Annotated in this window: 26 protein-coding genes and 1 other annotated feature; of the genes, 3 read left to right on the top strand and 23 right to left on the bottom strand. The window is 46.8% G+C overall.

Annotated elements, in window-relative coordinates; genetic code table 11:
* Window positions 1-143 precede the first annotated feature (143 nt).
* Window positions 144-1,622, bottom strand: coding sequence for a stage IV sporulation protein A (spoIVA, locus tag AC3WQ3_RS14475; RefSeq protein WP_127540262.1), 1,479 nt, complete (start codon window positions 1,620-1,622; stop codon window positions 144-146).
* A 458-nt stretch (window positions 1,623-2,080) separates the two neighbouring features.
* On the opposite strand from spoIVA, the gene AC3WQ3_RS14470 reads away from it, so the two are divergent.
* Window positions 2,081-2,470 carry a tautomerase family protein gene (locus AC3WQ3_RS14470; RefSeq protein WP_492472601.1) on the top strand — a complete coding sequence of 130 codons (390 nt, stop codon included), beginning with the start codon at window positions 2,081-2,083 and terminating at the stop codon, window positions 2,468-2,470.
* A 106-nt stretch (window positions 2,471-2,576) separates the two neighbouring features.
* Here the strand turns inward: AC3WQ3_RS14470 and AC3WQ3_RS14465 are convergent, their stop codons facing one another.
* The 18 genes from AC3WQ3_RS14465 to AC3WQ3_RS14380 form a co-directional block, all read right to left on the bottom strand.
* Window positions 2,577-3,353 carry a YphF family lipoprotein gene (locus tag AC3WQ3_RS14465; RefSeq protein ID WP_492472600.1) on the bottom strand — a complete coding sequence of 259 codons (777 nt, stop codon included), beginning with the start codon at window positions 3,351-3,353 and terminating at the stop codon, window positions 2,577-2,579.
* 70 nt (window positions 3,354-3,423) lie between these two features.
* On the bottom strand, window positions 3,424-3,777 hold the full coding sequence (locus tag AC3WQ3_RS14460) for a 2Fe-2S iron-sulfur cluster-binding protein (protein ID WP_153979195.1): 354 nt from the start codon (window positions 3,775-3,777) through the stop codon (window positions 3,424-3,426).
* A 16-nt stretch (window positions 3,778-3,793) separates the two neighbouring features.
* Window positions 3,794-4,420 (bottom strand): hypothetical protein, encoded by a 627-nt coding sequence (locus tag AC3WQ3_RS14455; RefSeq protein ID WP_492472599.1) that lies wholly within the window; start codon window positions 4,418-4,420, stop codon window positions 3,794-3,796.
* A gap of 76 nt (window positions 4,421-4,496) precedes the next feature.
* The gene (locus AC3WQ3_RS14450) at window positions 4,497-4,676 is read right to left on the bottom strand and encodes a DUF2768 family protein (protein ID WP_095292896.1); all 180 of its coding nucleotides are present in this window, start codon (window positions 4,674-4,676) and stop codon (window positions 4,497-4,499) included.
* A gap of 173 nt (window positions 4,677-4,849) precedes the next feature.
* Window positions 4,850-5,125: a stage VI sporulation protein F gene (locus AC3WQ3_RS14445; RefSeq protein WP_056696692.1), complete on the bottom strand. Its 276-nt coding sequence runs from the start codon at window positions 5,123-5,125 to the stop codon at window positions 4,850-4,852.
* 100 nt (window positions 5,126-5,225) lie between these two features.
* Window positions 5,226-6,266 carry an NAD(P)H-dependent glycerol-3-phosphate dehydrogenase gene (locus tag AC3WQ3_RS14440; protein ID WP_336780730.1) on the bottom strand — a complete coding sequence of 347 codons (1,041 nt, stop codon included), beginning with the start codon at window positions 6,264-6,266 and terminating at the stop codon, window positions 5,226-5,228.
* Window positions 6,259-6,882, bottom strand: a complete 624-nt coding sequence (gene plsY / locus AC3WQ3_RS14435; protein WP_127540253.1) for a glycerol-3-phosphate 1-O-acyltransferase PlsY — start codon at window positions 6,880-6,882, stop codon at window positions 6,259-6,261. The genes AC3WQ3_RS14440 and plsY overlap by 8 nt, the downstream gene beginning before the upstream one ends.
* 11 nt (window positions 6,883-6,893) lie before the next feature.
* Window positions 6,894-8,216, bottom strand: coding sequence for a ribosome biogenesis GTPase Der (gene der / locus AC3WQ3_RS14430; protein WP_095292901.1), 1,323 nt, complete (start codon window positions 8,214-8,216; stop codon window positions 6,894-6,896).
* 183 nt (window positions 8,217-8,399) lie between these two features.
* Window positions 8,400-9,614 (bottom strand): 30S ribosomal protein S1, encoded by a 1,215-nt coding sequence (rpsA, locus tag AC3WQ3_RS14425; RefSeq protein ID WP_095292903.1) that lies wholly within the window; start codon window positions 9,612-9,614, stop codon window positions 8,400-8,402.
* A gap of 146 nt (window positions 9,615-9,760) precedes the next feature.
* Entirely contained in the window at window positions 9,761-10,348 is a 588-nt protein-coding gene (locus AC3WQ3_RS14420; protein ID WP_127540251.1) for a lysophospholipid acyltransferase family protein, read from the bottom strand.
* A complete protein-coding gene (cmk, locus tag AC3WQ3_RS14415) occupies window positions 10,345-11,049 on the bottom strand; it encodes a (d)CMP kinase (protein ID WP_095361940.1) in 705 nt (234 codons plus the stop codon). Before cmk ends, AC3WQ3_RS14420 begins: the two co-directional genes overlap by 4 nt.
* Before the next feature lie 103 nt (window positions 11,050-11,152).
* Window positions 11,153-11,377, bottom strand: coding sequence for a hypothetical protein (locus AC3WQ3_RS14410; RefSeq protein ID WP_492472598.1), 225 nt, complete (start codon window positions 11,375-11,377; stop codon window positions 11,153-11,155).
* A 68-nt stretch (window positions 11,378-11,445) separates the two neighbouring features.
* Complete coding sequence (locus AC3WQ3_RS14405; protein WP_095292911.1) at window positions 11,446-12,099, bottom strand: flagellar brake protein; 654 nt, start codon at window positions 12,097-12,099, stop codon at window positions 11,446-11,448.
* A gap of 141 nt (window positions 12,100-12,240) precedes the next feature.
* Window positions 12,241-13,587, bottom strand: coding sequence for a germination protein YpeB (ypeB, locus tag AC3WQ3_RS14400; protein WP_154895595.1), 1,347 nt, complete (start codon window positions 13,585-13,587; stop codon window positions 12,241-12,243).
* Window positions 13,588-13,695: 108 nt separating this feature from the next.
* Entirely contained in the window at window positions 13,696-13,866 is a 171-nt protein-coding gene (locus tag AC3WQ3_RS14395) for a hypothetical protein (RefSeq protein ID WP_164764345.1), read from the bottom strand.
* A 116-nt stretch (window positions 13,867-13,982) separates the two neighbouring features.
* A complete protein-coding gene (gene prsW, locus AC3WQ3_RS14390) occupies window positions 13,983-14,678 on the bottom strand; it encodes a glutamic-type intramembrane protease PrsW (protein WP_154895593.1) in 696 nt (231 codons plus the stop codon).
* Between the two features lie 41 nt (window positions 14,679-14,719).
* Window positions 14,720-15,334 carry a genetic competence negative regulator gene (locus AC3WQ3_RS14385; RefSeq protein ID WP_153979202.1) on the bottom strand — a complete coding sequence of 205 codons (615 nt, stop codon included), beginning with the start codon at window positions 15,332-15,334 and terminating at the stop codon, window positions 14,720-14,722.
* Window positions 15,335-15,521: 187 nt separating this feature from the next.
* Window positions 15,522-15,875 (bottom strand): hypothetical protein, encoded by a 354-nt coding sequence (locus AC3WQ3_RS14380; protein ID WP_095361945.1) that lies wholly within the window; start codon window positions 15,873-15,875, stop codon window positions 15,522-15,524.
* Window positions 15,876-15,968: 93 nt separating this feature from the next.
* Between AC3WQ3_RS14380 and AC3WQ3_RS14375 the strand changes: the two genes are divergently transcribed.
* Window positions 15,969-16,844, top strand: a complete 876-nt coding sequence (locus tag AC3WQ3_RS14375) for a polysaccharide deacetylase family protein (protein ID WP_336780726.1) — start codon at window positions 15,969-15,971, stop codon at window positions 16,842-16,844.
* Between the two features lie 43 nt (window positions 16,845-16,887).
* Here the strand turns inward: AC3WQ3_RS14375 and AC3WQ3_RS14370 are convergent, their stop codons facing one another.
* The 3 genes from AC3WQ3_RS14370 to AC3WQ3_RS14360 are packed head-to-tail and all read right to left on the bottom strand — an operon-like array spanning window position 16,888 to window position 18,727.
* On the bottom strand, window positions 16,888-17,634 hold the full coding sequence (locus AC3WQ3_RS14370) for a metallophosphoesterase (RefSeq protein WP_492472669.1): 747 nt from the start codon (window positions 17,632-17,634) through the stop codon (window positions 16,888-16,890).
* 53 nt (window positions 17,635-17,687) lie between these two features.
* Window positions 17,688-18,137, bottom strand: coding sequence for a hypothetical protein (locus AC3WQ3_RS14365; RefSeq protein ID WP_492472597.1), 450 nt, complete (start codon window positions 18,135-18,137; stop codon window positions 17,688-17,690).
* Window positions 18,134-18,727 carry a CPBP family glutamic-type intramembrane protease gene (locus AC3WQ3_RS14360; protein ID WP_492472596.1) on the bottom strand — a complete coding sequence of 198 codons (594 nt, stop codon included), beginning with the start codon at window positions 18,725-18,727 and terminating at the stop codon, window positions 18,134-18,136. Before AC3WQ3_RS14360 ends, AC3WQ3_RS14365 begins: the two co-directional genes overlap by 4 nt.
* Before the next feature lie 336 nt (window positions 18,728-19,063).
* Window positions 19,064-19,295, top strand: a binding site (T-box leader).
* Window positions 19,296-19,492: 197 nt separating this feature from the next.
* On the opposite strand from AC3WQ3_RS14360, the gene serA reads away from it, so the two are divergent.
* Window positions 19,493-21,088 carry a phosphoglycerate dehydrogenase gene (serA, locus tag AC3WQ3_RS14355; protein ID WP_153979207.1) on the top strand — a complete coding sequence of 532 codons (1,596 nt, stop codon included), beginning with the start codon at window positions 19,493-19,495 and terminating at the stop codon, window positions 21,086-21,088.
* Window positions 21,089-21,153: 65 nt separating this feature from the next.
* On the opposite strand, the gene AC3WQ3_RS14350 is transcribed toward serA, so the two are convergent.
* Window positions 21,154-24,283, bottom strand: a 3,130-nt coding sequence (locus AC3WQ3_RS14350) for a BclA C-terminal domain-containing protein (protein ID WP_492472595.1), incomplete at its 5' end; no start/stop codon positions are given.

Genomic DNA, 24,283 nt, shown 5'->3' with positions numbered 1-24,283 from the left:
TGTAAATGGGTTTTAACAATTTAAAGCTAAAACTCGCTAAGTTTTTCTTGTAGCATGTAGTATACATCCAGTAGTACCGTTTATAGGAAATTAAATCATACAGCAAAAAGACCACAAGGATGGCCTTGTGGTCGTCTTTTGTCTTACAGAATGATGGCAATCAAGCCGCCTGAACCTTCGTTGATGATACGTCCCAATGTCTCCTGCAATTTGTATCTTGCATTGTCCGGCATCATGGCGATCTTGCCCTGAATCCCTTCGCGCACGATGGAATGCAGTGAGCGACCAAACATGTCTGAATCCCACACCTTGATTGGGTCGTTCTCGAAGTCCTGCATCAGGTACCTCACCAGTTCCTCACTTTGCTTCTCCGTACCGATAATCGGTGCGAACTCGGACTCGACATCGACCCGGATCATGTGAATGGATGGTGCAGTTGCTTTCAAACGCACACCGAACTTGGTGCCTTGGCGAATAAGCTCGGGTTCATCCAGTGCCATCTCAGCAAGCGAAGGTGCCGCAATGCCGTATCCGGTCGTTTTGACCATCTCCAAGGCTTCAGCGAAGCGATCATATTCCCGTTTGGCATGAGAGAATTCCTGCATCAGCTGCAGCAGATGATCCTTGCCTCTGATTTCAATGCCGACCACTTCCACGAGGATCTGATCGTATAATTCATCAGGTGCGTACAGATCAATTTCGGCCACACCCTGGCCCATGTTCATGCCGCTGAGTCCTGCGCGGTCAATGAACTCATACTCCATGAACTGGGATACAACCCGGTCCACGTCACGCAGTCTACGAATGTCCTTCACCGTGTCGCGCACGGAATTTTCGTAGTTGTTACGCAGCCAGTGGGTTTCATTCAGGACCATAACCCAGCTCGGCAGATTCACATTCACCTCATGAACAGGGAACTCATACAGGACTTCACGCAACACGCCTGTCACATCATCTTCCGTCATGGTGGCCGCGCTTAATGTCATTACCGGAATATCATATTTAGCTGCCAATTCGCTTCGCAATTGAAGAGCCTCTTCACTGCGAGGACGGGTAGAGTTGATGATCAGTACGAACGGTTTGCCAACCTCTTTCAGTTCGGCAATGACTCGTTCTTCGGATTCCACGTAGGAACTACGGGCGATCTCGGCAATGGTGCCGTCTGTGGTAACCACCACACCCAATGTGGAATGCTCCTGAATGACTTTTCGCGTGCCAATCTCCGCTGCTTCCTGGAACGGGATCGGCTCTTCGAACCACGGCGTGGAGATCATGCGTGGACCATTTTCATCCTCATAGCCCTTCGCACCCTCCACAGCGTACCCTACACAATCCACCAAACGTACATTAACATCGAGCCCTTCAGCCACTTTGATCTGGACTGCGTTATTCGGTACGAATTTCGGCTCGGTGGTCATAATCGTTTTGCCTGCTGCACTCTGTGGAAGTTCATCCACTGCACGGGCACGATCAGCCTCGCTTGCGATGTTTGGCAGTACGATCGTTTCCATGAATCGTTTAATAAATGTTGATTTCCCCGTCCGGACTGCGCCGACAACCCCGAGATAGATATCCCCTCCGGTCCGCTCAGCTATGTCCTTAAAAATGTCCACTTTCTCCAATGAAATCCCCTCCCTAAATTACTCCGAAGGAAAAATGCTAAAGAGCATCCGCTTCGTTTTTTCAATCAGAAGACTGAAATCCCTGCAACGGTAGAGCCGCCTTTGTGAGTGCCCGGAAGTCGTCCGCCGCCGAACGTTGCATTCTGATGAAACCGGCGAAAGCGGCGTTAACTCGTACATGCAATTGGACTAGTATCATCTTATGTATCCGTATGCAGCAATATGACGCGTTTTTTTGTTTTTTTCTCAGGTCTTCAGCTCAGGGAAGTCGCCCCGCTCTCGGACTGCGCGTCATTATTTCAATCTACTTTATGAACACCTGGTCGCATTTATGCTGGTTTCATTCATTTCTATTTGGGGTATCGGACACTCGGAGTTAGAGGTATATTGTGAAGGAAACATGGTTTTAGAGCCGAGCTGAGTTAGATTGAAAACGAGATGAGAAAGGTGAGATGAGCATGGCACAGATTAAAGTTTTCGGTATACGTGAGCAGTTAAATCCAAAGAAAGAACAGCTTGCTATCGTGATTCATTCCGTTCTGATGGATGTGCTGGGACTGCCAGAGAACAAAAAATTCCAACGTTACTTCCCCATGGATGCGGAGAACTTTCAGTACCCGCCAGATCGATCAGCAGCATACACCATTGTTGAAATCAGCATGTTCGAAGGAAGATCTATGGAAACAAAGAAAGATTTAATCCAGCAGTTATATAAACAAATACATGAAAAACTCCAGTTGTCTTTCCATGATTTGGAGATTACTATTTTCGAGACACCACGTGCACACTGGGGCATTCGTGGAATGTCCGGCGATGAACTTATGTTGAATTACAAGGTTGAGGTCTAACGTATTATCTGATCTGGTTCTTTGAAGCTCCTGAGAACGTAATGCAACAATAAAAATAGAAGAGATACTCCTTAATAAGGAGTATCTCTTTTTTGGTGCATTTCATCTATGGTTTTTCTTGTGCCACTGGGGCATTATTCTGCCACGTATAACTAACCGATTTTACAGGAACGAAATGGGAGTGCTCCAGCAAATACTCGCGCACATCATCCCCCTCCACAGGAGAACGATCCGATTTTTCTACCGCCTGCATGATATCGAAGGCATAATCTACGTACACATTGCCTTCACCGTCCATGATAAATGGTAACTCCTGACCGGAATATACACTGTTCAGTGTAACCTCTGGAGCACCTGCCTGAGCAGCTTGTTTCATATCTACAGCATACAGACCGGTATACAATTCCTCTCCGACAGGCAGTTTGCCGTTATGTACTGATTTATACTGGTTAACCATGCGCTGTACATCATTGACCTTCTGTACCGTCTGCAAGTCCATTACTTTTACAGTGGGTGCTACCTCTTCATTTTGAATAAGGAAGTAAGCGCTCCCACCACTTTCAAAGGCAGTACCCGGAATCTCGTCCAGATAACCTTGCTGTTTCAGCTTCGGCAGATCCACTCTGAATTTTTCATATTTTGGTGTATCCATATCCGCATTAATCATGGGCAGAATCCCCTGATCCTTCTGAAATGCCTCTACAGCACTCTGTATCCGGTTCACACTCTCCCTGTATGCAATTTTGGGATCATCGTTACCCTGGGTTGGATACATGCAGCCACTTACTATAGCAAGCATTAAAATCAAGAGAAGGCAGCGGACTCCCTGAATCCCGTACCTCTGCCCTAAACTGATGAAGAGTCTATCTTTGTTTTCGCTCATCCGCATCCTCCTTGAATCTGAAGAGACCAACGGGACAACCCATTCCAATTGAGCTCCATTCAGGTAAGTTTCAGAACCAATCGTCATTCTCCTGCTGCTGGCGTTCCAACTGCTTACGTATCGCAGCTTTGAGCGGATCCTCCGGAACATGAACAGACACTGATCCCCTCACCTTGGCCTGACAAGCAAGACGAGTTCCTGCTTCCAGCAGGGAACCCAGTTTCCGTTGTTCAGCATCTGTAGGGGGGTGCAGCGCCTGCAGCTGATCACCATCTACTTTGACCTTGCACATTAGACAAGCAGCTTTTCCATCGCAACGGGTTGGAATCTTCACTCCTGCACGGCGTGCGGCACTGAGCAGGTTCACTCCCGCTTTTAGGCGAATGCTCTTATTTTGCGGTAAAAATGTAATCGTGTGCTCCATCCTCTTGCCTCCCCACCTATGAAGTCCATGTAAAACCAACCAACTCTTCTACCTCAGCGGAGAATCGGCTTGTCCACACATTATGCTTACCCAATGAAGCCAGTAAGGGCTGATGAAGCTGTGGATCCTTCCGGATTGCTTCGGCAATAGCCTCATAACGGTCAGCTCGACCTCTCAGCAGATTAAAAAGCAGCTCATGAGCAAGGGGCATCAATCTTAACGTGTAAGAACCAATTTGAGCCTGAGGCGCATGATGAATCAGCAGTTGTTCAATCTCAACCCGGTACCAGCTCTGCCTGGACCATACTTCAAAGCCACCTACGAGTTCAAGCGAACACTCTCCGACTTGATAATGACTCAGCAATGAAGCGTATGGCCCTGTTCGATCTATCAACGGTTTATCCAGGGCAATTCCTGGGGCAGCATGATGCAGCCCATGTGCAGCAGCCAGATCGGCGTACACATCAATATCTCTGGGAGCCTGCTGCAACTCGACCTGCTGCAGCAGCAGTCCACAGCTCCCCCCAAGAAGCCAAGCATAAGGTACTGTATTCCAGGTTTTTGCCGTTTCCAGCAACGCAGCGTGCAATTCCGGATAGCGCTCTGTAAGGCCCTCTGTTCCATGTGGTCCCAACCGGCTCACCTTCCCTTCATCCGTTTTCATTGTGTCAGTTCTATGGTGTACTTATGCGGATGTTAAGCTGCACGCAAGAATAAGATCAAGTGAGCGATGCAATTCCGCCGAAAAAACCAATCAGCATAATCAGAAACGCGATTAATGACAGAATCCCTCGCACAAAGCCTTTGGTTTTGGCTCTCGCGAAGGTGATCAGGAATACAGACAATCCCATAATCAGAATTGCAACCAATGACAGCCACATCTTGTCCATTGCGCTCATAATCCAGCAGTCTCCCCTTCAATCTGTTATTCATCACTGACACGGTGACAATTGAAATTATTATAACACGAAATTCAGAGGACTTTTCCAAAAAAAAGACAAAAAGAAAGCCAGCCTTAGCTGACTCATCTTTTTGTCTTGCTTACCCACGTTGCAGAAGCAAAAACGATCTATTATTTTTTCATCATCATTTTCATTAATGATTCCATGCTGTTTGGATTCAGTCCACTTTTTTTGACCGCACTTACAATATCCTGAACCGTATCTTCAGATACCGGAACTTTCGCCATGGCGGATACTTGTTTAATCAATTGGCGCAGCTGAGCTTCATTTTGCATGGTGGACGGTTTTACTGTGCTCGCCAATTTCTTGACAGCACCTTCTGTAATTGTTTTGCCCGTTTTTTTATTGATCGCTTTCAGTGCATCCTTAGAAATGTTGTTACCCATTCGTCTCCCCTCCTCCGGCAATACTCATGTGTATAGTATGAGTGTAGCGATGAAAAGGTGAATGAGCTTCTTTATTTCTGGTGAGTAAAGCAATGGAGAATCAGGAGTGCCACTGTTCCCATGTTTCCAGTTTCATAACTTCCATTTCGGTCTTGGGATCTCGGCCCATAAGTGCCTCAACCGCATCACGCGGCTCACGATCCTGAAAGAGAACATGGTATAGTTGATCCGCAATCGGCATCTGCACTCCGTATTTCTGGGAGATAAAATAGGCTGCTTTTGTCGTACGAATTCCTTCTACGACCATTCCCATGGAATTAAGTACATCCTCCAGCTTTTGTCCTTGTCCCAGCATGGAACCGGCCCGCCAGTTCCGGCTATGTTGGCTTGTCGCGGTAACGACCAAATCACCGATTCCTGCGAGGCCCGCAAACGTAAGCGGGTTTGCTCCCATCTCCACGCCAATCCGGGTGATCTCTGCCAATCCACGAGTCAATAGAGCGGCTTTTGCATTATCTCCGAAGTCCAGGCCATCCGACATCCCTGCACCAAGTGCGATAATATTTTTGAAGGCACCTGCCAGCTCCACGCCAAGCATATCCCGATTCGTATACACACGGAAATAGGCATTCATGAATAATGCCTGAGCAGCATCTGCTGCGGCTTTGTCGAGTGAAGCCACAACCACTGTTGTAGGACAGCGTTTGACCACTTCCTCCGCATGACTCGGACCCGAAAGTACAACGATATGTCCTTCTTCGCATTCAAGTTCCTCAGAGATCACCGTCGACATCCGTTTGAGGCTTTCCGTTTCAAATCCCTTGGTTGCATGGATTATTAACATGTCTGACGTATAATACGCCTTGAATTGGTTGACTACCGAACGCATGGCTGAGGAAGGCGCAACAATCAAAACGGCCGATGCCCCTTGAACGGCATCCCCCATATTAGTCGTTGCCTGAATGCGAGGTGATAACTCTGCACCAGGTAGAAAACGACTGTTCCGATGCTGGTTGTTAATTTCGGCGGCCTGCTCTTCACCACGTGTCCACATCGTCACTTCCAGCCCATTGGCGGCCAGCACACTTGCGAGAGCGGTCCCCCAACTGCCTGCGACCAGGACGGCAACTTTTTTAGACAACGCGTTTTCCACCCCCAGGTTTATTAGCTCCTAATTTATTTTCCTGTCCTCTGGCGAGCTTCGCAATGTTGGTGCGATGTCTCCAAAAAGCAAACAGACAAATAATCAGACTTCCCCAGAATAGATTCATGGAATATCCCGGGAACACTAGGATGAAGATTGGTGTTAATGCTACAAAAATAAGAGAACCCAGTGAAACGTAACGTGTCAAAACGATGGACAGGATTGCAAAAATTCCGGCAGAAACTGCAGGAACGAATGCAAGAGTGGCGAGTACGCCAATTGCTGTTGCAATTCCTTTTCCCCCACGGAATCGGAAGTAGAGCGGCCAGTTATGTCCTGCAATCGCTGCTATACCGCAAATTGCAGGAATCCACTCGGAGCCGTTACTGAGCCACACTCCAATCCATACAGCTGCAATACCTTTAAGGACATCCAACAGCAGCACAAGAATAGCCGGTCCTTTACCCAATATTCGCAATGTATTGGTAGCGCCTGCGTTTCCGCTGCCATGCTGACGAATGTCGATCCCCCGTATTGCCTTTGCAAGGAGGACACTAAAGCTGATTGAACCGAGCAGATAGCTCAGTACAATCGCTGCGATTGGTAAAATCACAAACTTCTCCCCTAACCTTCGTCGGACTTCCTCCGAGTAAATATGCGAATTGGCGTACCTTCAAAATCAAACGCTCCGCGGATTTTATTCTCCAGGTAACGCTCATAAGAGAAGTGCATCAATTCCGGATCGTTTACAAAAATAACCATGGTCGGCGGTTTGACAGCAACCTGTGTCACGTAGTTAATCCGCATTCTGCGTCCTTTGTCTGTAGGCGGTGGATTAATAGCCACGGCATCAGATACAACATCATTAAGCAAATGCGTCTGAACACGCATAGCATGCTGCTGGGCTACACGAGTTACCACAGGAAGCAATTTTTGTAAGCGTTGTTTTGTTTTGGCTGACAAAAAGACTACGGGAGCATAAGTCATAAACAGGAAGTGATCCCGAATTTTTTTCTCAAACTCATTCATCGTTTTATCTGTTTTATCCACCACGTCCCATTTATTCACAACGAACAGGGAAGCTTTACCGGCTTCAAATGCATAACCTGCGATGTGCTTGTCCTGTTCAATGATGCCTTCCTCGCCGTTTATAACGACCAAAACAACATCAGCACGTTCGATGGCACGCATAGCACGCATAACACTGTATTTCTCGGTAGTTTCATACACTTTACCACGTTTACGCATACCTGCTGTATCAATCAGCACGTAACGCTGCCCATCCTTTTCGAACGGGGTATCAATGGCATCACGCGTCGTTCCGGCTACATCGCTTACGATTACGCGTTCCTCACCCAAAATGGCATTCACCAATGAAGATTTACCCACGTTTGGACGTCCGATTAGAGCAACACGGATGACGTCTTCATCGTATGTCTCTTCTTCAAGTTCAGGCAATTTTTCAACGATCGCATCCAGCAAATCACCAATACCCGTACCATGACTCCCGGATACACCGATCGGATCTCCAAATCCAAATCCGTAAAACTCGTAAATGAGCTCACTGCGCCCAATATTATCCACTTTGTTAACGGCTACAACAATGGGCTTGCCTGAGCGGTACAACATCTCTGCGACTTCTTCGTCAGATTGCGTAATTCCTGCTTTTGCATCACACATGAATACAATAACATCCGCTTCTTCAATGGCGAGCTCTGCCTGCATCCGAATTGATTTAAGAATGACATCCTCGCCGTCGATTTCGATACCACCTGTATCGATAATACTGAATGGTTTACCGTTCCATTCACCGATTCCGTAGATCCGGTCACGGGTAATACCCGGCTTGTCTTCCACAATGGCCAGTCTGTCGCCGATAATCCGATTAAAAATAGTGGATTTACCCACGTTCGGTCGCCCGACAATTGCCACAACGGGTCTTGCCATACATTCCACTCCTCCTGTCCATACTTACGTTACTCATCATAGCAAAAAACACATGTCTTGGCTAACCTTTCATGCCAAGAATGCTTACAATAACAACAATCGGCGAACCCGCTGGGGCTCGCCGATCTTGCTTTTATTGTTCAGCAAAATATGCAGTATAACTTAGAACCATGCATGAATAACTTATTTGAATTTGCTGAGTTTGTCACCGAAACGTTCGCCGAGTGTGATGCTCATACCTTGATTGCTCAAGGAAACGTTCGGGTTGTTGATTTCTTCACGCGGAGCGTTGTTTCTAGCAGGTCTTTCAGCTTTTGGCGCTTGGGCAGGAGCTTCTTCTGTTTCTTTGATGCTCAGGCTTACACGTTGCTCAGCAGGATTCATGTCGAGAATCTTAACTTGAACTTCCTGACCTTCTTTCAGCACTTCGTGTGGAGTGCCGATGTGTTTGTGGGAAATTTGTGAAATGTGCACAAGTCCCTCAACACCAGGAGCGATTTCAACAAAAGCTCCGAAATCAACCAGACGTTTAACAACACCTGTTACGATATCACTAGTGTTGAATTTCTCGCCAGCTGTTTCCCATGGTCCTGGTTGAACAGCTTTCATGCTCAGGCTGATTTTGCCTTTTTCAGGGTCAACTTTCAGCACTTTAACGCTGACTTTATCACCTTCGGAAAGGACATCGGATGGTTTGTCCACATGAGTCCAAGCGAGCTCGGAAACGTGAACCAGACCGTCAACTCCGCCTACATCAACGAATGCTCCGAATTGAGTCAAACGTTGTACTGTACCTTCGATAACTTGGCCTTCTTGCAGACCAGCCATAACCTCAGCTTTGTTAGCTTCGAATTCTTGCTCCAGAACGTCTTTTTGGGAAAGGATCACTTTGTTGTTCTCACGATCGATCTCTTTCACTTTAACGCGCAGTGTGCGTCCTTTGTAGTCGCTGAAGTCTTCTACGAAATGGCGCTCAACCATGGAAGCCGGGATAAATCCGCGTACGCCCACGTCCGCTACCAGACCGCCTTTTACCACGTCAGCTACAACAACTTCGAATACATCTTGGTCTTCAAAGTGCTTTTGCAATTGATCCCAAGCGTTTTCGCTGTCGATTGCACGTTTGGACAGAACGAGTTTTTCTTTCTCGTCGTCAATGCTAAGTACTTTAGCTTCAACTTCTTGTCCAACTTCTACTGCATCAGACGCGCTGTCAACATGCAATGAGGACAGTTCACGAATTGGAATTACACCGTCATATTTATATCCAATGCTCACATAGGCTTGGTTATCTTCCAATTTGACGATGGTTCCTTTTACAGTATCTCCTTTTTTCAAGGAAACGAATTGATCCAACTCATCTTGGGTTGCTTCTTGATTTTTCATTTCTTCCGACATGTCAAATACCCTCCTCAATTCAAAAACCCCATTATATTCAAACCTGCCTGTAGCAGAGTTCAAAACACTTTCAACGCTGAATGGCTCGGATTAGTTTCCCTCAAAAATATGGAAATAATGCATTCAGACTTTCGGCGAAGAGCAAATTATTTGCTCGGTACACCTGTTTTCACCATCTCATTAATTTTGGACATAATCTTTTCAGTTGCTCTTTCCAGTGCATCACCAGAAGGATCTTCCTTAAACTCGTCCAAATTCACCGGTGCTCCATACACAACTTTCATCTTACGAAATAGCTTGTAGTTGCCGATAATAGCAGTAGGGATAACGGTAGCACCACTCCGAAGAGCAAAGCTCGCTGCACCTTTTTTGCCGATGCCTCCATCGTTGTGCCGACTCCCGGATGGGAAAATGCCGAGCACTTCACCATTGCGCAAAATGTTTAGTGAAGTTTTGATGGATTCCTTGCTAACGCCTCCACGCTTAACGGGAAACGCGCCCACAGCCTTGATGATCTTGCCAAGTACCGGAACATCAAACAATTCACTTTTGGCCATGAAGCGTACCTGCCGGCGAATTTTAATACCTACCGTTGGAGGATCAAAGTTACTGATATGATTGGAACATAAAAGTACGCCGCCCTCTTGGGGGATATTCTCCCGTCCAACTGCTTCCAGGCGGAAAAGAATGGTGTAAATGATCCGCAGTACTGTGCTGCAAAATGTGTAAATCATAGACCAACCTCTCCTCTGACCATTGTGCAATAAGATACGATTTTGTCAACCACTTCATGAATACTCATCTTGGTTGTATCAAGAACAGTTGCGTCCTCGGCACAGCGAAGTGGGGATATTTCCCGCTCTTCATCCAATTTGTCACGTGTGGCAATGTCTCGCTCTAATTGCTTCAACGTCAGTCCTTCAGAGGGGTCCAGTTCTTTGAAGCGGCGAAGTGCGCGCTCTTCCACACTGGCAGTCATGAAGATTTTCACTTCCGCATCGGGCAATACTGTCGTTCCGATATCGCGTCCATCCATAACGACGCCCTTGCGCAAAGCCATTTGCCGCTGAGTATCCACTAATTGCGAACGCAGCCCCTCGATTTGCGCATATCGGGACACGATCCCCGTAACTTCACGGGAGCGGATTTCCGAGGTTACATCTTCCCCGTTACAGAACACTTTCTGTCCGCCCGGGTCCGGCTGTAAATCAATGACCAGTTTGTGGGCTTCTTGAAGTACCTCTGATACATTATCCGGAGAAATCCCTTTCCGAATCATGTGTAGGGTTACCGCACGGTACATTGCGCCAGTATCGACGTAAATATAACCGAGCGCCTCTGCAACCAATCGGGCCACGGTACTTTTCCCGGCACCAGCAGGTCCGTCAATTGCAACGTTCATCTTCCCGTTCTCTGATGTGTTCTGGCTTGCCAACGGGGCATTCCTCCTCAAACGATAAGCCTCAATAAAAAAACAGGCATTGCCTGCATCGTGAAAATTATACCACACTATACACATGGATGCAAAAACAGCCAATTCAGTGATGTTCTCTTTTCGTTGAAAACTCCATGTGAATTGGTGTCCCCTCCATTCGGTCTATCCGGGTCACATTTTGTTTGAAATATGGAACCTGAAGCAGCAATTGGTATACCACCAACAACAAGAATAAAACGGCAATAAGCTGAAGGAGTCTTCTTTCCATTCGTTTGGAGAACACGTAATACAGACGCTCATATCTTCGGGATGTACGTCGGTGATTCATACCCAAGCACCTCCGTTTTTCCCCTTACGTTTCCCGCTACATTTCCTTTTTATTCAAAAAACGTGCCCTTACTTCGTACGATAATCCAGCTGCCGTTCAAAGCAGAACTTAATGATTTTTTGCCGCTCCGAATCTGTGATCTGAGTAAACTTCAACATACAGAGCTGTCTTCCAGACTCAAGGGTTTTAATACGAACCACTTCAGCTTCGAAAGCCACATGCTCAATCGTTGAATTCCGATAAGGAACGAGCAGCCAGCAATTCAACTTTTGCCCTTCCGCAATCGGGAAGTTTGGTTCTCCATATATGGACAATCCCCCGCCACCTATATCCTCGGTCAACCCCACGGCACGAGTCAGATCTTCTGCTTGAATGGCTAGTTCAAGATTCGCATGAACACGAAGGAAGCTGCGTCGTTGTATTTTCGAGATATCATCAGGCAGCGGTTTGCGTATACGCACAAGCCTTACCACATCTTCTTCAAATCCGGTCACGTACGTATTGAAATAATGTCTGACGCCATCTTCAGTGATATAAGAGATGGACAGCTCTTCGCCGAAATACAATCTTTTCAAACGACTGCTACCTTGCTGCATTGGTACTTCAATCAAAAAACTGTGATCATCCATGTCTGCTATACGGGATTTGTATTCCTTGCTCTCTTCTTTTTCATCGGCTGAGGCAATTTGGATGTGTAAAATTTCATTAATTTTTGGATACAAGCTCTTCACCGCCACCTTACTATTCATCATCGTATGTACAAGGACTATTATACCATGACCTTTCTCATAGCGGATAACAAAAAACAGACCACGAGGTGGTCTGTTTGGTAAAATTATTGAGTTTCGTTTTCCCTTTAAATTCTAGGAAGTCGCATTCACAGGTTTAATTTCTTCAACCGCTTCTTCGACCCCTGTATTAGCGTTGATATAAATTCGGTATTTCGTCCCGTTGATGCGTCCACCGAATTCATAACATAATACTTCCTTGCTGTAATCATTCTCAATTAATGACTTACGTGCATAGCTCTCCTCAAATTCAGGATTGAGCTTTTTGCGAGCCTGTGCTTCGGTAAGAGCCGCTTTTGGTATTTGCCGTTGTTTCTGATGCTCGTAGACATAATCACTTGCCTGGAAGCCAGTAACGTCTCCTGTGTCCAGACCGACGCGTACAGACATTTTCTCCGGATAAAGCAGGGTATCCCCTTGTTTACGCACGTACGTTAAGTTTGCTAGGTTACCATACTCATCGTAGTTTACTGCTTTCATATCTTTGTAGCCCTTATTGACGAGAAATTGATCCGCTTTGGCCATGGCATCTGAACGTGAGACCTTTTTCGCGCCAATCGGTCTAGTATCGCTGTAGGAAATCAGCATTCCCCCATTGCGGGTAAAATCCATCATCAACTTGCTTTCTTTGCCTTGATTGATCGTAGCGGTATAGGACTCCCAGTCCGTACCTTTACCATTCTCCTGTACATGGATCTTATTGGTGTCTGCATTGGAGAATTTCGCTGCTTTGCTCTGAATTTGCTCTTTCGATACTGGAACACCATCCAACTTCTTGACTGAACGTTTTGCATAAATGCTGGATACTGAAGGACCCCAATCAAGTTCAGGATACTCCTGTACTTTTTTGTTCACCGTGCGAAATCCATCGACAATCGTGTTATCCATCGTTTCTTCTTCTGTCGCCATAGCCGTTTCGGCATCCATCCAGCGCAAGCGGTCAGAAAGAACTTTTTGCTGGACTTCCTGCAGGTTTTTAGTGATCTCGGAGGAATTCTGGTACAGCCTTTTCAGGTTGCCCACTTCCTTCTCACTTAGTGGTTCATTGGTTAAATCACGCATGGAAGCCTGATAAGCAAAGTTTGAGATACGAGAAAGAAATTCCTCCGTCTCGTTAAAAGGCAGCATCGTCAGCGGCAGTTGGTTAATCTCATTTTGCGCCTCGCTGGTAAGCCGCCACACATTCATCAGACCTTTACGATGCATGCCCTGGGAAGTGGAGTTCACCGCCAGTGTATTACCGATTTCAGAGTGCAGCTTGTCCATATGGAAAGACAAATCATGAAATGCACGCTGATACTGATTCTCCGCTTTGATCAAGATCGCATTTTTCTCCTGGTTCTCCTGGTATCCCCACACAAGGGCACCGATCAGCAATACTGCAAATATCGGAAACATGACTGAACTTAAACGTTTATACATCGGTAGAGTCTCCTTTCATCTGAACCACTATCTATATTGTGGATCGAAGAAAGTCCTCTTATGCATCGGTTTTCCAGCCGGCACAATGTTTGACTCTTTACGAGCTATTTAATTCATTTGAATCCAAGACGTACCGCCATCTTCCTCAATCTCAAATTGATCCCGATTATCACACAGACACTGCTTGAATCCGGTCTCAATTCGCCCTCTTTCTTTTTTACCGCGCAGCGTAAACCGCTCTCCGCACTGTTTGCATCTAATTTTTATTTTTATTCTCATTACGCTGTCCCCGTTTCTGTTGTTCATTCCCCGGGATTCTTTAGGTCAAAAACAAAAAAACACACCGGGGCATCAGGCGCAGTACGCGCTCCATGTCCACCAGTGTGTCCGTATTTCTATAATTTAACCTCTTCCTCCCGTTTCACAAATCGAAAAGGAGAGCGGTTATTAGCCCGCGTAATTTTGCCTATGGCTCCATACCACAATCCCGCCATTAGCGGTGCTATGAACCACAGCCAATAGTTTACCATTGTGTTCATGATGACATCGTACAGTGCATGCCAGAAAAATGGAAGCAGCAGCGATAGCATCAGGAACCAACGTTTTTTCTTGCCGTCCGTAAACCTGGCCCGCCCCATGTAATATCCCATAATTACCGCAAACATGGCGTGTCCTGACACAGGAAGTAATGCACGGAGAAACATGGCTGAGACGGAGGCATTCCCCGCAAAGGCATACAATACATTCTCCACTGTTGCAAAACCAAGTGAAACAGCAACAGCGTAAAGAATACCGTCATATGGCTCATCAAACTCCGTGTGATTATAAATGATGTGGTATAACACAAACCATTTAACGAATTCCTCAACCCCGCCGGAAATGAGAATAGACTCAACATAAGGGTTATCTCCGAGCCACAGCATCATACCTCGCTGAATAATCATCACAGGCAACACCATCAAAATACCCATAACGAATACTCTCAGTACCATATGAAGCGGCTCGGAATCATAACGGTCTTTCAGATAAAAATATGTTAACAAGGCGAGACCCGGAGCTACTGCTGCCGCTAAAACCGAAAACAAAAGCACCGAAATTCCCTCCTCTGACTAAGACGCGTTTGCAATTGAATTTAATCCTGACGTTTGAAATGGGTGCAGATCACTTCAATGGCCTGTTCAGGCATAATCACTTTACCGTATTCTTCCATAACCGCTGGCGTAACCGAAGAACCCTCACCAAATTCAGCAAGCAGTGCTATTAGAGCAGCATGTTTGGTGCTATCGACTTCGTCCGGTTCCAGATGCAGGAACCACTTATCTTTATAGGAATAGAGTCTTCCCGCATTGGTTACATGTTCACGCAGCATATGTGCAGCCTCGATCAAGATTTCAAAATCCTTAAAGGCATATACAATGGAATCGCTCTGCTCCAGTGTAACTTCCATCTCGTATACTTCTTCAGGCAGATCATCCTCATGGCCGGAACCATATTGTTGCGGATCATATTTCCCACGCGTAACAATGACCACCATTCCTTGAGCGGGAAGTGCGAATACTTCGACAGCAAGAGGACCTGTAGCATCGAACCCAAGTTCGGAATATGCCTGATCCATCATTTCAGTGAACAGTTCATGAACTTTAGGTATTTCCTGCCACATATCTTCTTTTTGTATTCCGCGCTCGCTCAGATCGTCAAAGGTTAGGAAAATCCGTATCTTATCGTGACTTAATCGTTCTATTTTCATACAGGATCTCCCCTTTATAAGCAAGTCTTATAACAGATTATGAAGCACAAAACAATATGTGCTGAAAATAAATCTATGTAGTTATGTTATCATTTTATACCTGCAAATGCACGAAGTAAAATCGACAAAAAAAGAATCAATCCACATCCAACAAGACTGTGGTTGATTCTATTCCAGTAGTTTTGGTTTATAAACCGGGTACTGTTGTGTTTGTTTGACTCAAAATTTGCTCAACTTCATGTTTAACATCCGGATTGGTGCGAATAAAATCTTTGAGCATGTTCATGTTTTCTTCTTTTTCCTGCGGGGTAATGGCTCTTGCTGTTTTTTTCAATGCACTTTTGTGGGATTCACCATGCTCATTATTCTTAGGACTGAATCCATCCATGCCTGGAAAAGTCATTTCCATCATCTTGTGCTTGGCTTGACCCATCATGTTGCCGGACGAGAGTGAAGACAACATGGGAATTTTGCCCTTGGACAGATATGAACTGGCAGCAACACCAACTACAATCCCCCAAAAAAAGGATGACGCCTTCATTACACCAACCTCCTCTTATGTTAAGATCACAACTAGTGTTTGCGGAAGCACGAAATCTCATTCCGCATAAATACAGGAAAGTGAGTTGAAATTATGTTTAAAACGACTGCCGCAATCCTTATTTCCGCATGTCTCCTGTTGTCAGCATGTGGGGAGCAAGAAACACCTACTGCCGAAAACACCGCTCCTGAAAATGAAACAGTCTCCTCTGTACCAAGTGAAGAAAGCAAAACTTCAAACGCAGTGGAAGATGACCTACCTTCGTCTCAAGACAGCTTAGAGCAAACACAAGAACAAGAGACGACCGAGGATAAAAAAGAACAACACATTGAGAAGACATATCATATGAATGAAAATTATTACATCAAACCCAATGACGAAAACGGTGAGAAGAAGGTCGTTCTTCTGACATTCGATGACGGCCCTAAGGAAGCAGAAATGATTAATGGATTAATTGATACACTTGACAAGCATAATGCTAAAGCCATATTTTTCGTTAATGGATATCGCGTTAAAAGCCATCCGGAATTGCTAAAGCTTATTTACGAGCGTGAGCAGATTATTGGTAATCACGCTTGGGACCATGAGGATCTCAAAAAAATGTCCGCTTCAGAAGCTTCCAAGCAGGTAACGGATGTTCAACACATCGTCAAAGAAACCATTGGTGTGGAGCCTGAATTCTTCCGCCCTCCCTTTGGTTCTGGTAATGACGCTTTGAAGGAAACCGTCAAACAAAATGGCATGTTATACATGACATGGTCCAATGGTTCGCTGGACTGGGACAAGAGCACTCAGAACAAACCCGATAAAGTCGTTCAGAATGTGCTTGATCAGTTAAATCCCGGAAGCAATATATTAATGCATGAGCTTCCCTGGACTGTAGAGGCATTAGATGATTTGTTAACGAAGCTGGAGAACAAGGGATATTCTTTTGTTGACCCTCGTTCGATAGAGCTCGAGGCCAGGTGAGGATATAGATAAACAGCCCTGATCCATGTAGATCAAGGCTGTTTTATTTTGTTTTTATCGATTTTAAAGTAATCTTGTGCATCTCAGCTGGACAGCATAATCTGAGTGGCAAATGATTCGTTCCATAACCTCTGCTGACGAGCATTTTGCCATCAGGATCACCGTTCATCCGTTTCAAGGTGTACCATCCGTTCGACACATTTCGGTATGCTTGGTTAAGGAAAATCGGTCCAAGAAACGGGATCACGAGTTGTCCCCCGTGTGTGTGCCCACATAAGATAAGATCAGCATCATCATGAACACTCTTCGCCTGAAGCGGATCATGAATTAATACAATTAGGCAATCATTTCTGTCCTTTTCCCTTAGGTGATTGCTAAGTTCACGAGACCGATAATCCGCTCCAGCCAGCTTTATGCGGGAATCCCTTTTTTGAAGAGACACAACCTGATCCTGCAGAAGCCGAACCCCAGTTTCCTCAAAAATCCGTGTCAACTGAGCCGTTCCGGCATGTTTGTCATGGTTTCCATAAACCGCATAAGCAGGTGCAATATTGGTCAGTAGTTGCATATTGTGTCTGACGATGGACCATGAAATTCCCTTCTCTGCCACATCTCCACCTATCAGAACCCAGTCCACCTGGCTCAATAATGGCCTAATGTCCTCCTGCCTCAATCTCCTCTTATGAAGGTCAGATACATACAAAATGACGCTTCCATCGAACGAATGGGGTAAGGCGTTTATTTCAACCTCATCCTCCACGACCCGGTGAAGGTGCGCTTCACGCCACATATGAACGATCAATATGAAAACCACCATCAACACAGATGCGAACCAGACCATGATTACCAAGGCCAAGGAAGAAATGTGTTTAGTGGCGGAGCCCCTTTTATGCCCCACCAGACCAAGCTGATCGTGAGTAAAACAAAAATAATGATGAGTGAGTTGACAAACCGTTTACTTAACCGCAATCGGCGAGAAGGATGAAGCTCAGTCCGGGTAGGAAGTGAACCTGCTTCCGTGACCATTTCATCGGTCGCTTTTTGCTGAGATTTGGAACGTGCCGGAGCCCGGCTGGGGAGCACTGGGCTTTCCAGTGCTGATGCATACGACTTGCGTTGTGATCTTGGTACGGATACGGTGGACAATGATGCCCCCGCCCCCTCCAGTGCAGCTGCCGGTTCAGCAACCAGGTTCACTTGAGGAGCCGTAGTCCGCTCGGTCTTCTCTGTTTTGTCCGAGTGGCGGTGGCGCTGACTGCCATATGTCTTCATTCTGCTTAATTGCTGGTTCATGATCCCCTCCGAAAACGTATCGCTAATCCGGACACCAAATCAATAATAAAGTGACATAATATTGGCGCCCACAATGTGCCGGATTGCAAATAAATCCAACCCAATCCATAGCTAGAAACAAATACCCAACCTGTAGGAATCCAGTGGCGAAGATATCGAATATGAATTACTGCAAACAATATGCTAGTCCAGTAAGGGCCAATGGCATGCTGTATGGCTCCGCGAAACAATAATTCTTCACAAACAGCGACAATAGCTGCTATACATACGATATGCCAGATGGGGCGTGACCTGAACAGCATATCATTGATTCCTCCGTCATCCATGCTCTCCTGAGGAATGACATAAGACAGGACCAAATCCATGACGAGCATAATGCCTGCAAGACCAAGCCCCCACCAAATAAAATGAACACTTTCCGGCCAAGCAAGCACGTCGAACAGATTTAGCTTCTGCAATAAAATCCATACAACTCCAATGATCAGAGTTAAACCTTGTGTAATGTATAGATTGATCAGAAGCAAGCGCTCGGTAAGCTGCTGTGGTTCAGCCCTCTGAATCTTGAACTTGGAAAACTTTGATTTTTTCATTGCCTGCGTCTGTCCTCTTACTAGATATTTGATGGATAACCTACTTGGCTGCCCAATCGGATAGTATACTAAATGATAGCCAAAAATCCAAATTGGTTCAAGACCTGCCTCAAGTCCTGGTTTCCTATCCTTTGTTACCCGAAATTCACTCTCATCGTAACGTCTGATTTGATTTTTTGAATCTTGATTTTTCTTCGACTTTCAGTTATATGATTCAGGCATCTTTCATAGTAAACCGCTGATAAATGAACGTGATCCAAGTTATCTGCATTAAAACATTTATGCCTATTGACATGGTCATGTTAGCCATGATACATTATGAAAAAATTAGTCACGTTAAACACGATGATGGAAAAAAGATGTTGCTTTGTTCTTACAGAGAGCCGATGGATGGTGCAAATCGGTGGCAGGCAATGGATCTTGAGCGTTCCTGAGTTATTGCATTGAAATTGGAGTAGGTGCAATCGGTTTAGACCCGTTATCCTCTTCGGTCTTTATTGACCGTGAAGACTGTCGTTGCGAAGCGGCAGTGAATTAGGGTGGTACCACGACAACTCTCGTCCCTTATTGCGCAAGCAGTATGTGGATTGAGAGTTTTTTGATTTATTTTTAGGAATATACGTGGGTCCACTCTATTATTACACCCCTCCCCTCTGCTGCGACACCGCGTTGTTGGGCGGAAGGATGAACCCGGTTTTAAGGAACACCTCATTGCAGAGGTAAGTCCTTGACGATATAGATACACATACTAAGGAGGAAGAAACCATGTACAAAGTGTTAGTATCGGACCCAATCAGTGATCTGGGTATTCAGCAACTGGTGGATGCAAATGATGTTGTAGTTGAGAAAAATACCGGTCTTAGTGAAGATGAGCTTGTAGCCATTATTGGTAATTATGACGCCCTTCTCGTTCGAAGCCAAACTCGTGTAACAGATCGTATTATGGCTGCTGGAACAAATCTCAAGGTCATTGGCCGTGCAGGGGTTGGGGTGGATAACATTGACCTGGAGGCTGCCACTCAACGCGGTATCATCGTTATTAATGCGCCCGATGGTAATACCATCACGACATGTGAGCATACATTTGCCATGATGATGGCATTGGCACGTCACATCCCACAGGCCTACGCCAAAACCATTCAAGGTACATGGGATCGCAAGACCTTCCTGGGTGTGGAACTCAGAAATAAAACTCTGGGTGTACTCGGAATGGGACGAATCGGCAGTGAGGTAGCCAAACGCGCCAAAGCCTTTGGTATGGATATTCTGGCATACGACCCGTTCCTGACTCAAGAACGTGCAGAGAAGCTTCAAGTTAAACTGGCCAGCGTGGATGACATCATTCGCAATGCTGACTTTATGACCGTACACACTCCATTGACACCTGAAACTCGACACATGATCTCCCGTGCACAATTTGAAATCATGAAAAAAGGTATGCGCATTATCAACTGTGCTCGTGGCGGAGTCATTGATGAGATGGCCCTTGTGGAAGCAATCGATGAGGGTATTGTTGCAGGTGCTGCCTTTGACGTGTTTGAAAGCGAGCCACCAGCACAGGATCATCCTTTCCTGAACCACCCAAGTATCATCGTTACGCCACACCTTGGAGCTTCCACCGTGGAAGCACAAGAAAATGTAGCGATTGATGTATCGGAGCAGGTACTTCATATTTTGCGGAATGAACCGTTCAAAAACGCTGTGAACATGCCAGCGGTTGCACCAACCGTGATGAATAAACTCCAGCCGTATTTTAAGCTGGGTGAAACCCTGGGTAGCTTTGCAGCCCAAATTACACAGAATGCCGTGCAAGAGATTCGAATTGACTATGCTGGGGATCTTTCAGAAGTGGATACGTCGCCACTCACTCGTTACATTGTCAAGGGAATTCTCGCCAGACATCTGGGCGGAGAAGCAAATATCGTTAACTCCATGCATCTGGCCAAAACCCGTGATCTGAATGTGGTTGTAAGCCAAACATCTGCAACTAAAGGGTTTACTAACCTCATTACAGTTACGTTGGTAACGACACAGGAAGCGGAGGAACGCCGTGTAGCCGGAACGCTGCTTGCTGGTTATGGAGAACGGATCGTACGCCTGGACAAATTCCCAGTTGATATCGCTCCAGAAAGTCACCAAATTTTGATCTCCCATAACGATAAACCAGGTATCATCGGACGGGTAGGTACACTGCTTGGTCAAAATGATGTCAACATCGCCTCCATGCAAGTGGGACGGAAAATTATCGGTGGTGCTGCCATCATGATACTGACAGTGGATAAAGCAGTTCCAAAAGATGTCCTTGTTCAGCTTACAGGTCTGCCTGAGCTCAATACTGCTGTTGAAATTGTTCTTGAATAGATGCCACAACGTGCATAGATAGTCAAAAGAGACGAACCCAGAAGGGTTCGCCTCTTTTTTTGTACTTAGCTTAATCGAATAATGTTGAGTGTGGCGCCTGGAGGTGACAATACTGCTGTTGCAACCAAACCGAACAATTGGAGTTGAATGGTTGATCCAGCTGTGACGGTTACAATAAAGTCTGTTGCTAATTGGCTAAGCGAAAGTACTGGCGAGATTACACTTGGTGGAACTACAGCACCATTTAGCAGTATTCGAGATTGGACAGCGAGCGCTGCTGTAAGATTGATTTTGTAACTAATATAATAACGTCCTGCCGTAGCAAGAGTAAACGTATCACTGGTTCCATTTACGGTAATTCCGGTACCAATGTTTTGATTATTAGGCAGAGGTACAACCGTTCCGCCCAAAAGAACAAGAATTGTACCACTTGTATTCTCTGCGTATGAAGATGCTGCTGTAACTGAAGTTCCTGTTACACCTGTAGCGCCAGTTACTCCTGTGGTTCCGACACCTGTAGCTCCTGTTATGCCAGTCGCACCCGTCACTCCAGTTGCACCAGTAAGTCCCGTTGTACCTGTGGTTCCTGTGGTTCCTGTGGTTCCTGTGGTTCCTGTGGTTCCTGTTGTACCTGTTGCTCCGGTACTTCCCGTTATGCCTATTCCAGTAGCTCCCGCTATACCCGTCTCTCCTGTTACTCCAGTTGTTCCTGTCGCTCCAGTACTTCCTGTTACGCCTACCCCAGTAGCTCCTGTTGCCCCGGTACTGCCGGTTACACCTACACCAGTTGCTCCTGTTACCCCGGTACTTCCCGTTATGCCTACTCCAGTAGCTCCCGTTATACCGGTTTCTCCTGTTACTCCCGTTGCTCCGGTAATTCCGGTTACCCCTACCCCAGTAGCTCCTGTTACACCTGTCGCACCAGTTGCACCTGTAAAACCTGTGATGCCTGTAGTCCCTGTAACTCCGCTCGCTCCGATTATCCCTGTGGCTCCTGTTGCGCCAGTTACTCCAGTTTCACCTGTACCACCGGTTACTCCGGTGAATCCTGTAACACCTGTTGCTCCTGCGCCAGCCAGTAATGTGTAATCTGGGGAGGTTCCTGGTGTCCCGGTCGGTGCGGCAACATTGGCGATATACGTACTGCCGTTAAATGTAACCACTTGACCTGCCGGATACGTTGGAGCCACAGCCGGATCGAATGGTACCACTCCGCTCAAACCAATCCCTGTCGCACCCGTGATACCTGTAATTCCTGTCGCACCAGTTTCGCCTGTAAAACCTGTAATGCCTGTAAGTCCGGTAGCCCCTGTAACGCCAGTTGCACCGGTTATTCCGGTTACTCCAGTTTCACCTGTACCACCCGTTACTCCAGTTGACCCGGTAACACCCGTTGCACCAGCTCCTGCCAACAACGTGTAGTCTGGGGAGGTTCCTGGTGTCCCGGTCGGTGCGGCAACATTGGCGATATACGTACTGCCGTTAAATGTAACCACTTGACCTGCCGGATACGTTGGAGCCACAGCCGGATCGAATGGTACCACTCCGCTCAAACCAACCCCTGTCGCACCCGTGATACCTGTAATTCCTGTCGCACCAGTTTCGCCTGTAAAACCTGTAATGCCTGTAAGTCCGGTAGCCCCTGTAACGCCAGTTGCACCGGTTATTCCCGTGATTCCTGTGGCTCCTGTGGCTCCTGTGGCTCCAGTTTCGCCTGTACCTCCGGTTACTCCAGTTAATCCGGTAACACCTGTTGCACCAGCTCCTGCCAACAACGTGTAGTCTGTAGATGTGCCCGGTGTTCCCGTTGGGGCTGCAACATTCGTAATATACGTGCTGCCGTTAAACGTAACCACTTGACCTGCAGGATACGTTGGAGCCACGGCCGGATTGAATGGTACCACTCCACTCAATCCGATACCCGTTGCTCCCGTGATACCTGTAATTCCTGTCGCTCCAGTTTCACCTGTAAAACCTGTGATGCCTGTAAGTCCTGTAGCCCCTGTAACTCCGGTCGTTCCGGTTATCCCCGTGATTCCTGTGGCTCCTGTTGCGCCAGTTATGCCAGTTTCGCCTGTACCTCCGGTTACTCCAGTTAATCCGGTAACACCTGTTGCACCAGCTCCTGCCAACAACGTGTAGTCCGGAGATGTGCCCGGTGTCCCAGTCGGTCCGGCAACATTCGCAATATACGTACTTCCGTTAAACGTAACCACTTGACCTGCCGGATACGTTGGAGCCACGGCTGGATCGAATGGTACCACTCCGCTCAAACCAACCCCTGTCGCACCCGTGATACCTGTAATTCCTGTCGCACCAGTTTCACCTGTAAAACCTGTGATGCCTGTAAGTCCTGTAGCCCCTGTAACTCCGGTCGTTCCGGTTATCCCCGTGATTCCTGTGGCTCCTGTTGCGCCAGTTATGCCAGTTTCGCCTGTACCTCCGGTTACTCCAGTTAATCCGGTAACACCTGTTGCACCAGCTCCTGCCAACAACGTGTAGTCTGGAGATGTGCCCGGTGTCCCAGTCGGTCCGGCAACATTCGCAATATACGTACTTCCGTTAAACGTAACCACTTGACCTGCCGGATACGTTGGAGCCACGGCCGGATCGAATGGTACCACTCCGCTCAAACCTATTCCTGTCGCACCCGTGATACCTGTTGCCCCGGTTTCACCGGTAACACCCGCTATACCTGTGACACCTGTTGCCCCAGCTCCCGCCAACAACGTGTAGTCTGCAGATGTGCCCGGTGTCCCAGTCGGAGCGGCAACATTCGCAATATACGTACTACCGTTGAACGTAACCACTTGACCAGATGGGTACGTTGGAGCCACAGCCGGATCAAATGGTACTACTCCACTCAAACCGATTCCTGTTGCACCCGTGATCCCTGTTGCCCCAGTTATACCTGTGTCTCCGGTAATACCTGTGACCCCAGTCAATCCAGTAACTCCAGTAACTCCTGTCGCCCCTGCTCCCGCCAATAACGTATAGTCTGGGGACGTCCCCGGTGTTCCCGTTGGGGCTGCAACATTCGTAATATACGTGCTGCCGTTAAACGTAACCACTTGACCTGCCGGATACGTTGGAGCCACGGCTGGATCGAATGGTACCACTCCACTCAAACCGATTCCTGTTGCACCCGTGATCCCTGTTGCCCCAGTTATACCTGTGTCTCCGGTAATACCTGTG

This window comes from Paenibacillus sp. FW104-T2, assembly GCF_058789975.1.
The sequence above is the reverse complement of the archived record's forward strand: the minus strand, read 5'-3'. Positions and strand labels throughout refer to the sequence as shown.

What these genes read in the sequence shown, in the direction of transcription:
- AC3WQ3_RS14470 (WP_492472601.1), top strand. Translation starts at nt 2,081, where the DNA reads ATGGCACAGATTAAAGTTTTCGGTATACGTGAGCAGTTAAATCCAAAG.
- rpsA (WP_095292903.1), bottom strand. Translation starts at nt 9,614, where the DNA reads ATGTCGGAAGAAATGAAAAATCAAGAAGCAACCCAAGATGAGTTGGAT.
- der (WP_095292901.1), bottom strand. Translation starts at nt 8,216, where the DNA reads ATGGCAAGACCCGTTGTGGCAATTGTCGGGCGACCGAACGTGGGTAAA.
- serA (WP_153979207.1), top strand. Translation starts at nt 19,493, where the DNA reads ATGTACAAAGTGTTAGTATCGGACCCAATCAGTGATCTGGGTATTCAG.
- AC3WQ3_RS14385 (WP_153979202.1), bottom strand. Translation starts at nt 15,334, where the DNA reads ATGAAAATAGAACGATTAAGTCACGATAAGATACGGATTTTCCTAACC.
- AC3WQ3_RS14445 (WP_056696692.1), bottom strand. Translation starts at nt 5,125, where the DNA reads ATGGGTAACAACATTTCTAAGGATGCACTGAAAGCGATCAATAAAAAA.
- AC3WQ3_RS14420 (WP_127540251.1), bottom strand. Translation starts at nt 10,348, where the DNA reads ATGATTTACACATTTTGCAGCACAGTACTGCGGATCATTTACACCATT.
- AC3WQ3_RS14365 (WP_492472597.1), bottom strand. Translation starts at nt 18,137, where the DNA reads ATGAACCAGCAATTAAGCAGAATGAAGACATATGGCAGTCAGCGCCAC.
- ypeB (WP_154895595.1), bottom strand. Translation starts at nt 13,587, where the DNA reads ATGTATAAACGTTTAAGTTCAGTCATGTTTCCGATATTTGCAGTATTG.
- AC3WQ3_RS14450 (WP_095292896.1), bottom strand. Translation starts at nt 4,676, where the DNA reads ATGAGCGCAATGGACAAGATGTGGCTGTCATTGGTTGCAATTCTGATT.
- AC3WQ3_RS14460 (WP_153979195.1), bottom strand. Translation starts at nt 3,777, where the DNA reads ATGGAGCACACGATTACATTTTTACCGCAAAATAAGAGCATTCGCCTA.
- AC3WQ3_RS14410 (WP_492472598.1), bottom strand. Translation starts at nt 11,377, where the DNA reads ATGAATCACCGACGTACATCCCGAAGATATGAGCGTCTGTATTACGTG.
- AC3WQ3_RS14375 (WP_336780726.1), top strand. Translation starts at nt 15,969, where the DNA reads ATGTTTAAAACGACTGCCGCAATCCTTATTTCCGCATGTCTCCTGTTG.
- AC3WQ3_RS14465 (WP_492472600.1), bottom strand. Translation starts at nt 3,353, where the DNA reads ATGAGCGAAAACAAAGATAGACTCTTCATCAGTTTAGGGCAGAGGTAC.
- AC3WQ3_RS14395 (WP_164764345.1), bottom strand. Translation starts at nt 13,866, where the DNA reads ATGAGAATAAAAATAAAAATTAGATGCAAACAGTGCGGAGAGCGGTTT.
- AC3WQ3_RS14380 (WP_095361945.1), bottom strand. Translation starts at nt 15,875, where the DNA reads ATGAAGGCGTCATCCTTTTTTTGGGGGATTGTAGTTGGTGTTGCTGCC.
- AC3WQ3_RS14370 (WP_492472669.1), bottom strand. Translation starts at nt 17,634, where the DNA reads ATGTGGCGTGAAGCGCACCTTCACCGGGTCGTGGAGGATGAGGTTGAA.
- AC3WQ3_RS14360 (WP_492472596.1), bottom strand. Translation starts at nt 18,727, where the DNA reads ATGAAAAAATCAAAGTTTTCCAAGTTCAAGATTCAGAGGGCTGAACCA.